Genomic DNA, 12977 nt, shown 5'->3' on the forward strand with positions numbered 1-12977 from the left:
ACTTTTATGTTACAAGTCAATTTTTTGCGCGACAACAAAGAACGCGTTTTAGAAGGTCTTAAGAAAAGACAATTCAAGAATCTTGAGTTGGTAGACGAGGCTATTGCTACTGACGAAGAAAGAAAAAAAATTCAGTTTGAACTAGATTCCCAGCTTTCCGAAATTAACAAAATCTCCAAAGAAATCGGAATGTTAATGAAAGAAGGGAAAAAAGAAGAAGCTGAATCTGCAAAATCTAAAACAGCACAATATAAAGAGTCGACGTCGGAATTGAAATCTCAATTGGATGTAAAAGAAAAAGCTTTACTGGATATTTTATACCAGATTCCTAACATCCCGAATGAATTGGTGAAAAATGGTGCTTCTGCAGATGATAACGAAATTATCTATCAGTCTCATGATGTGGAAGGATTAGGTGAAGGAGCAATTCCTCACTGGGAACTGGCTAAAAAATACAACCTTATCGATTTTGAATTGGGAGTAAAAATTGCCGGAGCAGGATTTCCTGTGTATTTAGGAAAAGGAGCGAGATTGCAAAGAGCTTTGGTTCAGTATTTTTTAGATAAGAATATTGAGAAAGGATATATGGAAGTAAATCCGCCTCACGTTGTGAATGAAGCTTCCGGATACGGAACAGGGCAGTTGCCGGATAAAGAGGGCCAGATGTACCACGTTGGAGCGGACGATTTGTATTTGATTCCTACAGCTGAAGTTCCGGTAACGAATTTGTACCGTGATGTGTTGTTGGACGAAAAAGATCTTCCTATCAAAAATACCGCTTTCTCTCAGTGTTACAGAAGAGAAGCGGGAAGTTACGGAGCACATGTAAGAGGACTGAACCGTCTTCACCAGTTTGAAAAGGTGGAAATCGTAAGAATTGAAAAACCGGAGAATTCTTATGCTGTTCTGGAAGAAATGGTAGAACATATCAAAGAGATTTTAACAGATCTTGAGCTTCCTTACAGAGTATTAAGACTTTGCGGTGGAGATACTGGCTTTGCTTCTGCAATGACGTATGATTTCGAAGTGTGGAGTGCTGCTCAGGAAATGTGGTTGGAGGTAAGCTCTGTTTCTAACTTTGAAACTTTCCAAGCCAACAGATTGAAATGCCGTTACAAAGCAGATGGTAAATCTCAGCTGGTTCATACCTTAAATGGCTCTGCAATGGCATTACCAAGAATTATGGCTGCTTTGCTTGAGAATAACCAGACAGCGGAAGGAATTAAACTTCCCAAGAAGATTGCTGAATATGCAAGATTCGATTTGATTAACTAATCAGACTATATTTTATATAAAAACCCACCGGATTTTTCTGGTGGGTTTGTTTATTTTTTATTCAGTAACGATAACGATTTTCTTATCTGAATTTTTAAGTGGTTTTTTGGAGTCTCCGAACATTTCATCCAGATTGTAATCGACCCGTACGGTATGATCATCTATTTTGCTGATCCAGTCATGCTTTCCTGAGATAGACTTTATCTTGTTTTCAAATTTTATGGTTGTACTCATTTTCTTCAGCATCATTTTCATCATAGATGAGGCGGATTCAGCTGTAGTATCATCTTCTCCCGGAAGCCCTTTTCCTGAAAGAATATCTTTAAAGCCGTTGATATTTAAATTCTCAGTATCTATGGTAAGAGTTTTTCCATCCCACATATTTAAAGCCATCTGATCGATAGGAAGTTTTTCGTTTTTAGACATATTGCCTATCGTATTGTAATCTGCTTTTGTAAAGTGATCCATCTTCATAGAGAAACCTGCAAGTTCATCTTTATCAAAATTAGATTTCATGAATACTTTTTTCATGATTCTGATGGAATCCGGATTGGTTGTTTTTAATTTTCCTTCCTTTTTTTCCATTTCATAAAGACTTGTCCATGTTTTTGGAAGTTTTTCCAGTTCTGCAAGTTCTTTTTTATCATTTTTTACAGAATCCGGCATCATAGATTTGAACATAGCCATAGCATCTTTCATATCAATATCCATCAATGCTGTAGAGGCTGCATCTTTATGAAATACAATTTCCGAGTTTACCGTACAGGATTGTAGGGCAAAAAGGCTGATAAGAAGTAAAAATAAAATCTTTTTCATAGGTGTTGATTTAATATAGATTAATGACAATTTGTATTGTTGTGATTATGGGTGCTGTGATCTCCAGGTAAATGACAGTCTCCCTGATTATCCTTGGAAACGGTCATAGCTGCTGCAGGCGGTGAGATATAAGGAATTCCGAGTTCCAACCCACGAAGAATGAATAATCCTCCTAAAACAATCATCACGACAGGAATTACTTTTAAAACTTTCACTCTGAAAGCTTGGTTCATGAGATTTCCTACTAAAACTATAGCAAACATAAACGGAAGGGTTCCCAGTCCAAATAAAGACATATATAAAGCGCCCTGCCAGATTCCTCCACTTGCCAGGCTCGCTGTTAATGCCATATAAACCATTCCGCAAGGTAAAAAACCATTGAGAATGCCTGTAGTAAATCTGGAACGGTAATCTGCCTTCTGAAGAAGCTTTCCTAAATTCGATTTTACAGAAAACAGGAATTTAGAAAAGAAAGGAATCTTGGAGGCAAAATCTTTCCCTCCGAAAGAAAATAAAGCCATGATAATCAATAAAACTCCCACTAAAATGGTTAAGTATTTTTGAAAACCGGCCATTTCAAATCCTTCACCAATAATTCCCAAGATAGCACCCAAAAGAGAATAAGTGAATATTCTTCCGAATTGGTACGTCAGATTTTGAAGGTAATAATTGGTGGCCTGTTTTTTAGTTAATCCCATCGACAAAGCAATAGGTCCACACATTCCGATGCAATGAAAACCGGATGCGAAGCCTAAGCCGATTGCCGATACAATAAGTGCTATTTCCATATCACATCATAGTCCATTCTGTAGTCTGTCTTGTCTTTGGTCCAGGTCAATCTCAACGTATAATTTCCAAGTCTTAAAACCTGACTAGGAATGGTAAAAGATTTATTGGCATCAAGTTGTACAGCTTTATGTATATCTAAATTCTGATCGTCGGTTCTGTTTAAAACAAATTTTACCGTAGTATTGGAATTATCATAATCTTTAGGAAAAGAAATTGTAATTCCTGATTTATCTTGCTTATATACAGGTTTTTCCTGCAAATCATCGGCTCTTTTTTTAGCATCAATTACATCTTGGTATTTCAGCTCTTCTTCATAATAATTATCTGTCACCATTTCAGAATTTTTCTGCCCGTTGGTAAAAAGAAACATCATTGATAAAATAAAAATAATGAATGCAGCCAATGCAATTACAATACCGTGTCCCCAACTAAAGTTTTTCATACTAAAAATTAAAATTGTAATTTAAAAGGTCCTTCAAAATACGTCTGATAAGAATCAACAAGCTTACCTTTCATATCATAAACGCCTATCGTAATATTTTGTTTAGATAATTTCATTTCATTCTCCGGAAAACTGATATTGATTGTCCCTTTTGAGATCTTATCTCTTTCTACTGTAATCTTGCTTGAAGCACTGTAAATAATTTCTCCATGTTTTGGTTCAATTACTTTTATCGTTACCACTTTTTTATCATTCGTTTTATTTAAGAATGTATAATTATAAGTATTGGTAATTTTTCCGTCTCTTACAAAGAATGTACTTCCTGCAGGTTTGATGAATTTGGCTTCCATTTCTCCACGGCTGGATAATAGGTAGCCTAAGAACCCTACAAGTACTAAGAGAAGAATGGCAAAACCTTTCATTCTTCCGGTAAACTTAAATGGAGTTTCTTTTTCGATTTCGTTTTCTGAAGCATATCTGATCAATCCTTTTGGCAGACCTACTTTTTCCATCACTTCATCACAAGCATCAATGCAAGCGGTACAGTTTACACATTCCAGCTGTTGTCCGTCTCTGATGTCAATCCCAGTAGGACAAACAACGACACATTGGTGACAATCTATACAATCTCCTTTTCCTGCCGCTTTTCTGTCTTCACCTTTTCTCCATTTAGATCTGTTTTCTCCACGTTTGAAATCATAGAATACATTGATGGTATCTTTATCAATCAAGACTCCCTGAAGTCTTCCGTAAGGGCAAACCAACGTACAAACCTGCTCTCTGAACCAAGCAAATACAAAATAAAATGCTGCAGTAAACAGAATCATTACCATGAAGTTGGTAGGGTGGGCAAACGGACCTTGTGATACGATGTTAAATACTTCCTTATACCCTACGATATACATGAACATAAAGTGAGTAATAATTAAAGAGATAATAATAAACACCGTCCATTTCAAACTTCTCTTCCAGATTTTTTCGGCGTTCCATTCCTGGCGGTCCAGTTTCATCTGCTTATTTCTGTCTCCTTCAATCAGATAATCTATTTTACGAAATATAGATTCCATAAAAATTGTCTGAGGACATATCCACCCGCAGAAAATTCTTCCGAATGCAATCGTAAATACAATAATGAAAATAAGGGATGTAATAGCTCCTAATGTAAGAATGAAAAAGTCCTGAGGATAGAAAGGCTGTCCAAAAATGAAAAACTCCCTGTCAATAACGTTAAATAGGATTAAAGGATTACCATTAATCTTAATAAATGGGACCGTAAAATAAATAATAAGCAAAATATAGCTTACAATATTTCTGTAGTTGGTATATTTTCCTTTTGGTTTTCTCGGGAAGACCCATTTTCTTTTTCCCGATTGTTCCATGGTGCCAATAGAGTCTCTATAAGTTTCGGGATCGAGTACCTGTCCTTGTCCTCCTCTTGCTTCTATTTCTTCTATTTCTGACATTGTATAATATATTTAAAAAAAGAAAAACATAATTCGTTACTATTTTATTCTAATAACCAATTATGTTTTTCATATGACTTAATTTTTTTTAAAATTATTCTTTTTCCCAGTGAGCTTCTGTTCCCTGAGGAGCAGCTCCACCCTGAGCAGGTGTTACTGGAGGCATTTCCTGATTGATGTGATATACATACGCTGCAATCTTTTCAATTTCAGCACCAGAAACTTCTCCGTTTTTACCGAATGGTCTCATCGTAGGGTTGTTAGGAGAACCGTTCCAGTCCATATGGAAAACGTTTTTGAATAATGTTTTCTCCGGCTGGTTGATCCAGAAGTTATCTGTCAGGTTCGGCCCGATACCACCACTACCATCTTCTTTGTGACAAGATGCACAGTTGGTTTTGAATAATTCTTTACCTTCTGCAATATTATCAGCTGAATATTTTGCTGTCTCAATCGTTACTGGAGGCTGGCTTGCATTATAAATTTCAATAGCTGCCATTTGCTCTTTATATTCTTTTTCATATTCGCTTAACGGGTGAGCGAAATCGGTAAAAGAGAATGCTGCAACATATACAATACAAAAAGCAGTCCCAAAATAGAATAAACCTACCCACCATTTTGGTAATTGATTATCCAACTCCATGATTCCGTCGAAACCGTGGTCGATAAGGATATCTTTTTCTTCTGTATCAGATTGCTTTTTGAAAGCCGCATCATACATTCTTCTCAAGAAAGGAATTTTCTTTTCTGCTAAGTATGCTGCTTTTTCTTCTGCAGATAGTTTTTTGAATTTATTATTTTCAATTAAATCTCCAATTGCACTGTGAATGTAAGCCAAGATTGCACTTATGACTACAGTTCCCCAGAAATAAGGAGACGTTAAAAACGAGTAGCTTTGTACAAACAAATAATAAAAAACTATTAGAAGTCCAATTATTATTAAAATGTTTACAACAACCGGTGTTCTTTGTTTCATAATAAATAGTTTAATTTTTTAAATTAAAATCATCTTCATCATCCTGCAGAGGAGCCTCTTCTTCTTCTTTGTAATATTTTTTAGGTCTGCTAAAAACATATATGATCAAAGCTACGAAGAACAGTATAAAGAAAATCAGAGCCAGTGTCTGGTAAAAACCAGCATTTTCTGTATTGGATAATATATCTTTAAAGTTCTGAGGAATCATAGACTTTTTAACATTTTAGTTATTACTTGCTGTTTTAATTTCAGTTGTCTTAATATCTGTACCTAATCTTTGTAAATAAGAGATAAGAGCTACAACTTCTTTTTTCTCCAGTTTTACATCAGGTCTCTTTGCATATTCCTGTTTCAGGTCATTGGCTTCAGAGAAGATATCTTTTACAATTTTCTTAGCCTGGTTATCTGCCCAAGAGTTTGCAGAATCAATTTCAGCTTTTGTATAAGGTACATCAAATGTTCCTTTCATAAGCTGCATTTTAGCGACCATTTTAGATCTGTCTAAATCTGTAGCAATTAACCAAGGGTAACGAGGCATGATAGAACCTGCAGACGTAGATCTTGGGTTATACATATGTTTATAGTGCCAAGAACTTGGGTTTTTACCTCCTTCTCTATGTAAATCCGGTCCTGTTCTTTTCGATCCCCAAAGGAATGGTCTGTCATATACAAACTCTCCAGCTTTTGAGTATTGTCCGTTTTTACCGTTGAATCTTACGATCTCATCTCTGAATGGTCTTACCATCTGTGAGTGACAAGCGTTACATCCTTCTCTGATATAAATATCTCTACCTTCTAATTCTAGCGGAGAATAAGGTTTCACGGCAGAAATGGTAGGTACACTTTTCTTAAGAGACAGCGTAGGAATAATTTCCACTGAACTACCAATTGAGATCGTGATGAAAGATAGAATACCTAATAATACCGGTGTTCTTTCCAACCAAAGGTGAGTTCCTTCTCCTTCTTTTCTGTTTTTGCTGATGTTGGCCAAAGCTGGTGCCTCTGCAGGAACTTCTTTCTGGAATGATCCTTTTCTTACAGTAGCAACAACGTTTATAATCATTAGGATAGCTCCTGAAATATAGAATGCTCCTCCTAAGAATCTCATTTTAAAGTAAGGAATAATTGCAGTTACGGTATCCAACCAGTTTTTCCACAATAAAGTTCCGTCCGGATTGAATTGTTTCCACATCAATCCCTGAGTAAATCCTGAAATATACATTGGTACTGCATAGAAAATAATTCCTAAAGTTCCTAACCAGAAATGCCAGTTAGCTAATTTTACAGACCAAATTTTTGTTCTCCACATGATTGGAACCAAGTAGTAGATAACCCCGAATGCCATGAAACCATTCCATCCAAGTGCTCCCAAATGTACGTGACCAATTACCCAGTCTGTGAAGTGACCAATTTTATTAATGTTTTTAGTTGCCAAAAGCGGACCTTCGAACGTTGCCATACCATAACAAGTAACTGCTACAACGAAGAATTTTAGAATAGGATTTTCTCTTACTTTATCCCAAGCTCCTCTTAAGGTAAGAAGACCATTTAGCATACCTCCCCAAGATGGTGCAATTAGCATAATTGAGAAGCCTGTTCCCACTGCCTGTGCCCAAGCCGGAAGTGCAGTATATTGAAGGTGGTGAGGACCAGCCCAGATATATACGAAAATTAATGACCAGAAGTGAATAATAGACAATTTATAAGAAAAAACAGGTCTATCTGCAGCTTTTGGTAAGAAATAATACATCAAACCTAAAACCGGAGTTGTCAATACGAATGCTACTGCATTGTGACCATACCACCATTGTACGATAGCATCTTTTACCCCTGCATACGCTGAATATGATTTCCATCCTGTGAAAGATAAAGGAACTTCCAGGTTATTGAAGATGTGAAGCATGGCTACTGCAATCCAAGTACCGATGTAGAACCAAATCGCTACATACAGGTGTCTTACTCTTCTTTTTGCAATAGTTAAGAACATATTGGCTCCGAAAATAATCCAAGAGAATGCAATTAAGATATCGATTGGCCATTCGTGTTCTGCATATTCTTTAGAGGTGTTGATCCCCATAAAGAAAGTAACGAACGTAGCAACAATCATAAACTGCCAAGTCCAGAAATGTAACCAAGATAATGTATCACTGTACATTCTTGTTTTTAATAATCTCTGTAATGAGTAATAAATACCTGTATAAACGATATTACATACGAATGCAAAGATTACTGTGTTTGTGTGCAACATTCTGATTCTACCAAATCCGAACGCACCATGAGTGTTTATTAACCCTTGAATGTTCCCCGATGCCAAACTTTTAATTGTTGTGTCATCTGTTCCGAATAAAAATTCGGGAAGTTCAGGGTAGAAAAGCATTAATGCTGCCGTAAGCCCGAACGTGAATCCAATAAGACCAAATACTATGGTCGCGTAGAGGAATGCACGGACAATGCTATTGTCATAACTAAACTTTTGTGTCTCCATATCAACTATTCACTTTTTTCTTCAATTTTATTATTTCCTATTTCTTTTTTGTCTGTTTCTTTGTTGCCAATTTCTTCTTCTTTGACTTCATCATCAAAAAGAATTCTGACAGCAGGAGATTCGTCATCTTCAAACTGCCCTTTTTTGGCATACACTATAAATACGACCAAGAAAATCGCAGCTAAAGAAACACTGCATAGGATCATTAAATATAGAATATCCATTTGACAACAAAATTAACCTATTTTCGGGGTTCAAATTTAGTGAAAAATAATGACATTCATCACGAAATACGGGTTTTGGTTAATTTAAAATCAGTCTAAATAAGCCTCTTTTACGCCTGTTTTTTGAAATATTTTCTTCCTAAAATCCAGGTCGAAAGTGTGGTAAACGAAACCACGGTGATAGAACTGGCAGGCATAATCAATGCAGCGAAAAGCGGATGCATATGTCCTGTAACTGCGTAACTTAAACCGATAACATTATAAAGAAAACTGATTATAAATGTCATTTTCACAATAGTGATCGAACCTTTGCATACATTCAGGTATTTGTCTAAAGTAACCACTTTTTCACCATTCATGATCACATCGGAAGATGGAGTAAAGCTGTTGGTGTCGTCAGCAATGGCGATTCCTACATTACTTTGTTTTAATGCTCCTGCATCATTCAGTCCGTCTCCCAGCATCGCTACTTTTAGGTTTTTATCCTGTAAGGTTTTGATATAATTCAGTTTGTCTTCAGGGTTTTGGTTGAATGCTATTCCCTGATAATTAGGAATCAGCTTTTTAAGCTGACTCTCTTCAGAAGAATTATCACCACTTAAGATAAAGATTTTATAGCCTGTAAGCTTTTTGAATAGATTGGCAAGTCCCGGTCGGTATTCGTTTTTGAAGATAAACTTCCCTAAGAATTCATCATTTTTACTGATATAAACGGCGGTCTCTAAATTTTTAGACTCCTGATTGTTATAGCTTGCTGAACCGATTTTATAGATATTTCCTCTTACGTTCGCTTCATATCCTTTCCCGGAAATTTCCATGAAATTTTCAACAGGGAAATAGTCATCATTAATTTCAATAAATTCATACAAAGACTTTGAAAGCGGGTGGTTGGAATTCTTTAATAAGGTTTTAATGTTTTGTAAATCAAAATCTTGAATCTCAGAACCTTCATATTTGATATTCGATTTTTTTCTGTGGGTAATGGTTCCTGTTTTATCAAAAACAATCGTGTCCAGTTTTGCGATTTTTTCTATCGTTAAGGTATCTTTTACATAGAATTTATTTCGACCTAAAATCCTCATAATGTGTCCGAAAGTGAATGGAGCGGATAAGGCAAGTGCGCATGGACAAGCGATGATTAGAATGGCAGAAATTACCTGGAACATTTTTTCCAAATCAACAGTTGCCCAGTAAATTCCTGAGAGTAATGCAATTCCTAAAATAATGAATGTAAAATATTTACTGATGTTGTTGGTTAGTGTATCAAGACCTGTCTCGTGCTTTTTAAAAGCTTCTTTATTCCAAAGCTGGGTCAGATAACTTTGGTCGACATTTTTTATGACTTCCAGTTCCAGAGAGGATCCAATCTGCTTTCCTCCGGCAAAAATTTTATCTCCGGGCTGTTTACTGATGGTTGCACTTTCTCCTGTGATGAAGCTGTTGTCAATATTTCCTTCACCGTTAATTAGAATAGCATCAACGGGAATGATTTCCTGGTTTCTAACCAAAATTCTGTCACCGATTTTTATTTCAGAAAGAAGAATATTATCCTGTTTGCCTTCAAAATCAACTTTCGTTACAGCAATGGGATAAAAAGATTTGTAATCTCTATCATAGGAAAGAGCATTGTAAGTTCTTTTCTGAAAGATTTTACCTAAAAGCATGAAGAATAAAAGTCCACATAAGGTGTCGAAATATCCAGGTCCGTAATCGGTTACGATCTCATAAACACTTCGTCCGAAAAGAACAATAATTCCCAAAACGATAGGAACATCAATGTTGACAATTTTATTTTTTAATCCATACCAAGCCGATTTATAATAGTCAGACGCAGAATAGAATACAACAGGAACGGCCAAAAGGCACATCAGGGTTCTGAAAAGACCTTTGTAATGATCCATCCAATAATCTTCTCCGCCTACATATTCCGGGAAGGCTAAAAACATCCCATTACCAAAAGCAAAAGCTGCAATCGCAAATTTTACCAATAGGGATTTGTCGAGATGATCAACGTTTTTGTCTGCCGTTTCAAGGCTAATGACAGGTTTGTATCCTAAATTGGTTAAAAAGTTAGCTAATTCGCTTAATTTTAATTCGTTATGGTTGAAAGAGATCTGTAAGGTCTTTCTGGTGAAATTAACCTGAGAATACTTAATGTTTTTATTTAAAGTATGAAGGCTTTCCAATAGCCAAATGCAAGATGAACAGTGGATTACCGGGATTTTGAATGTGACCAGACTTGTTCCTCCTTCCGAAAAATCGGTGATCTTATCAAAAATTTCAGGAGTGTCTAAATAATCAAACTGAGTGGAGTTTTCATCACTTGGACGAATTCCGGCTCTCTTATTCAGTTCGTAGAAATTACTTAAATTATTGGTATTCAGAATTTCGTAGACAGATTTGCAGCCGTTGCAACAAAAGACTTTTTCGTCAAACAGAATTTGTTCCTTTTCTATCCCTTGACCACAATGAAAACAGTTCTCGCTCACCTTCATAAATTATTGAAGCACAAAATTATAACAATTTTTTTTGTTTATCGAGTTAAAAAGTTCTATTTTTGTGATAAATGTCATATTAAAATGCCGCAGGAACAACAGCTCGCTATTGAAGAAAGATTTGCCAGAGTTTTTAATGATAAATCATTCAAAGAAAGACTTTCTAATGCAGATTTTGAGAAATACATTAGCGCAAAGAAAAAAATGAGTTTTCAAAAGCATGACATCATTTTCGAAGACGGAGAAATCCCAAAAGGAGTATATGTTTTGGAAAAAGGTGCTGCTAAACTATCTAAATCAGGAGCTTTTGGAAAAGACCAGATTTTAAGATTTATAAAAGAAGGCGATATCATCGGGTATCGTGCTCTGCTTTGTGGCGAGAATTTTCAGGCAAAAGCTGAAGCTATGACAGATGTTGAGTGTACTTTCCTTCCTTCAGATGTTTTCATGCACCTCTTGGAGGTTGATTCTCAGCTTTCATTTGTGATGCTTCAAAAAATTTCTTACGAATTAGGAGAGTCTTCCAACACCATCACTTTCCTGGCTCAGAAAACAGTGAGAGAAAGACTAGCAGAAATATTATTGCTTCTTGAGCAAAAATTAGGGGTAGATCCGGAAGGATTTATCAAGATTTCTTTAACAAGAGAAGAAATTGCAAACATTATCGGAACGGCAACAGAAAGCGCCATCCGTTTGATTTCCGAGTTTAAACAAGATAGTCTTATCGAAGTAGACGGGAGAAATATCAAGATTCTTAACCACGACAAATTAATGAAACTAGGTCACGTAGTTTTATAAAAATCATACGAAACTTTAAGTCGGCTGAAGGCCGACTTTTTAACTTTAAAAAAATAGATACATTATGTCTGTTCATTCTGAGATTAAAAAAGTTACCACTGAAACCTTGCGTAAAATGAAATTCGACAAGGAAAAAATAACAATGCTGACGGCGTACGATTTCACGACTGCAAAAATGGTAGATGCAGGAGGTATAGATGCGGTTTTGATAGGGGATTCTGCAGCCAATGTAATGGCAGGCTTTGAAACAACACTGCCTATTACTTTAGATCAGATGATTTATCATTCTCAAAGTGTTGTGAGAGGAACCGACAGAGCTTTGGTTGTTGCGGATTTGCCTTTCGGAACTTATCAGAGTAATCCCGAAAAAGCATTGGAATCTGCGGTTAGGATGATGAAAGAAGGTGGTGCACATGCTGTGAAAATTGAAGGAGGTAAGGAAATCTCAAAATCTATTAAAAAAATTATCAATGCAGGAATTCCGGTGATGGGACATCTTGGATTGACACCACAGTCTATTTATAAATTCGGAACCTATAAAGTAAGAGCTAAAGAAGAAGCTGAAGCTGAAAAACTGATTGCTGATGCCCTGCTTTTGGAAGAATTGGGATGTTTTTCTGTTGTGCTGGAGAAAATTCCGGCTGAGCTTGCTAAGAAAGTAACAGAATCAATTTCTATCCCGACAATCGGAATAGGAGCCGGCCCTCACTGTGACGGACAGGTTTTAGTATACCACGATATGGTTGGAATGAACAAAGGTTTCAGTCCGAAATTTTTAAGAAGATATCTTGATTTATATACAGAAATTACAGGAGCAGTTGCTGAATTTGTAAAAGATGTGAAGAGTCAGGATTTCCCTAATGAAAATGAAAGTTATTAATTCATGAGAAACCAACAGTCTACCCAAGGAATTTTATCCATTATTGCTCTGGTTTGTCTTGCGGCGGGATGGTTTAATTTCTTTTCTCCGGAAATCAATAGCTTACTTTCACGAAAAGTTTTTTATGTTTTAATAGGAATCAGCTTTTTTCTTCAGGCACCTTTTCTGAGCAATAAGAATTTTGTCTATGCAATGTATGTTGCAGCGGCCATTTGTGTACTGGGAGGTTTATTTATTCCATTAGGAACAAAATTAGAATCGATTAAAACAATTGGTCTTTTAGGAGGCATTATTCTTTCCATCGTAAACAGGCCTACTTATCGTCAGTAAATCT

Annotated in this window: 13 protein-coding genes; 4 read left to right on the forward strand and 9 right to left on the reverse strand. The window is 36.0% G+C overall.

Going from position 1 to position 12977, the window contains the following annotated elements; translation table 11 throughout:
- Nucleotides 1-6 precede the first annotated feature (6 nt).
- Nucleotides 7-1275, forward strand: coding sequence for a serine--tRNA ligase (serS, locus tag MKS83_RS16280; RefSeq protein WP_240580472.1), 1269 nt, complete (start codon nt 7-9; stop codon nt 1273-1275).
- Nucleotides 1276-1332: 57 nt separating this feature from the next.
- On the opposite strand, the gene MKS83_RS16285 is transcribed toward serS, so the two are convergent.
- The 9 genes from MKS83_RS16285 to MKS83_RS16325 form a co-directional block, all read right to left on the reverse strand.
- A complete protein-coding gene (locus MKS83_RS16285) occupies nt 1333-2091 on the reverse strand; it encodes a hypothetical protein (protein WP_240580473.1) in 759 nt (252 codons plus the stop codon).
- Nucleotides 2092-2111: 20 nt separating this feature from the next.
- Nucleotides 2112-2879: a sulfite exporter TauE/SafE family protein gene (locus MKS83_RS16290; RefSeq protein WP_240580474.1), complete on the reverse strand. Its 768-nt coding sequence runs from the start codon at nt 2877-2879 to the stop codon at nt 2112-2114.
- Nucleotides 2870-3322, reverse strand: a complete 453-nt coding sequence (locus MKS83_RS16295) for a FixH family protein (RefSeq protein ID WP_100377749.1) — start codon at nt 3320-3322, stop codon at nt 2870-2872. Before MKS83_RS16295 ends, MKS83_RS16290 begins: the two co-directional genes overlap by 10 nt.
- An 8-nt stretch (nt 3323-3330) precedes the next feature.
- Nucleotides 3331-4785 carry a cytochrome c oxidase accessory protein CcoG gene (gene ccoG / locus MKS83_RS16300; protein ID WP_240580475.1) on the reverse strand — a complete coding sequence of 485 codons (1455 nt, stop codon included), beginning with the start codon at nt 4783-4785 and terminating at the stop codon, nt 3331-3333.
- A 94-nt stretch (nt 4786-4879) separates the two neighbouring features.
- Nucleotides 4880-5761 carry a cbb3-type cytochrome c oxidase N-terminal domain-containing protein gene (locus MKS83_RS16305; RefSeq protein ID WP_100377751.1) on the reverse strand — a complete coding sequence of 294 codons (882 nt, stop codon included), beginning with the start codon at nt 5759-5761 and terminating at the stop codon, nt 4880-4882.
- 10 nt (nt 5762-5771) lie between these two features.
- The gene (locus MKS83_RS16310) at nt 5772-5969 is read right to left on the reverse strand and encodes a cbb3-type cytochrome oxidase subunit 3 (protein WP_039370054.1); all 198 of its coding nucleotides are present in this window, start codon (nt 5967-5969) and stop codon (nt 5772-5774) included.
- 15 nt (nt 5970-5984) lie between these two features.
- Nucleotides 5985-8246: a cytochrome-c oxidase, cbb3-type subunit I gene (gene ccoN / locus MKS83_RS16315; protein WP_100377752.1), complete on the reverse strand. Its 2262-nt coding sequence runs from the start codon at nt 8244-8246 to the stop codon at nt 5985-5987.
- Nucleotides 8247-8251: 5 nt separating this feature from the next.
- Nucleotides 8252-8470 carry a cbb3-type cytochrome oxidase assembly protein CcoS gene (gene ccoS, locus MKS83_RS16320; protein WP_240580476.1) on the reverse strand — a complete coding sequence of 73 codons (219 nt, stop codon included), beginning with the start codon at nt 8468-8470 and terminating at the stop codon, nt 8252-8254.
- A 110-nt stretch (nt 8471-8580) separates the two neighbouring features.
- On the reverse strand, nt 8581-10959 hold the full coding sequence (locus tag MKS83_RS16325; protein WP_240580477.1) for a heavy metal translocating P-type ATPase: 2379 nt from the start codon (nt 10957-10959) through the stop codon (nt 8581-8583).
- Between the two features lie 90 nt (nt 10960-11049).
- Between MKS83_RS16325 and MKS83_RS16330 the strand changes: the two genes are divergently transcribed.
- The 3 genes from MKS83_RS16330 (at nt 11050) to MKS83_RS16340 (ending at nt 12973) form a co-directional block, all read left to right on the forward strand.
- Nucleotides 11050-11763 carry a Crp/Fnr family transcriptional regulator gene (locus MKS83_RS16330; RefSeq protein ID WP_100377755.1) on the forward strand — a complete coding sequence of 238 codons (714 nt, stop codon included), beginning with the start codon at nt 11050-11052 and terminating at the stop codon, nt 11761-11763.
- 64 nt (nt 11764-11827) lie between these two features.
- Entirely contained in the window at nt 11828-12643 is an 816-nt protein-coding gene (gene panB / locus MKS83_RS16335) for a 3-methyl-2-oxobutanoate hydroxymethyltransferase (RefSeq protein WP_240580478.1), read from the forward strand.
- 3 nt (nt 12644-12646) lie between these two features.
- The gene (locus MKS83_RS16340; RefSeq protein ID WP_240580479.1) at nt 12647-12973 is read left to right on the forward strand and encodes a hypothetical protein; all 327 of its coding nucleotides are present in this window, start codon (nt 12647-12649) and stop codon (nt 12971-12973) included.
- Nucleotides 12974-12977: the final 4 nt, after the last annotated feature.

Source organism: Chryseobacterium sp. Y16C (genome assembly GCF_022488405.1).
GTDB lineage: Bacteria > Bacteroidota > Bacteroidia > Flavobacteriales > Weeksellaceae > Chryseobacterium > Chryseobacterium geocarposphaerae.

Excerpts from the sequence above, each read along its gene's own strand:
- serS (WP_240580472.1), top strand. The coding sequence starts at position 7 with ATGTTACAAGTCAATTTTTTGCGCGACAACAAAGAACGCGTTTTAGAA.
- MKS83_RS16285 (WP_240580473.1), bottom strand. The coding sequence starts at position 2,091 with ATGAAAAAGATTTTATTTTTACTTCTTATCAGCCTTTTTGCCCTACAA.
- MKS83_RS16290 (WP_240580474.1), bottom strand. The coding sequence starts at position 2,879 with ATGGAAATAGCACTTATTGTATCGGCAATCGGCTTAGGCTTCGCATCC.
- MKS83_RS16295 (WP_100377749.1), bottom strand. The coding sequence starts at position 3,322 with ATGAAAAACTTTAGTTGGGGACACGGTATTGTAATTGCATTGGCTGCA.
- ccoG (WP_240580475.1), bottom strand. The coding sequence starts at position 4,785 with ATGTCAGAAATAGAAGAAATAGAAGCAAGAGGAGGACAAGGACAGGTA.
- MKS83_RS16305 (WP_100377751.1), bottom strand. The coding sequence starts at position 5,761 with ATGAAACAAAGAACACCGGTTGTTGTAAACATTTTAATAATAATTGGA.
- MKS83_RS16310 (WP_039370054.1), bottom strand. The coding sequence starts at position 5,969 with ATGATTCCTCAGAACTTTAAAGATATATTATCCAATACAGAAAATGCT.
- ccoN (WP_100377752.1), bottom strand. The coding sequence starts at position 8,246 with ATGGAGACACAAAAGTTTAGTTATGACAATAGCATTGTCCGTGCATTC.
- ccoS (WP_240580476.1), bottom strand. The coding sequence starts at position 8,470 with ATGGATATTCTATATTTAATGATCCTATGCAGTGTTTCTTTAGCTGCG.
- MKS83_RS16330 (WP_100377755.1), top strand. The coding sequence starts at position 11,050 with ATGCCGCAGGAACAACAGCTCGCTATTGAAGAAAGATTTGCCAGAGTT.
- panB (WP_240580478.1), top strand. The coding sequence starts at position 11,828 with ATGTCTGTTCATTCTGAGATTAAAAAAGTTACCACTGAAACCTTGCGT.
- MKS83_RS16340 (WP_240580479.1), top strand. The coding sequence starts at position 12,647 with ATGAGAAACCAACAGTCTACCCAAGGAATTTTATCCATTATTGCTCTG.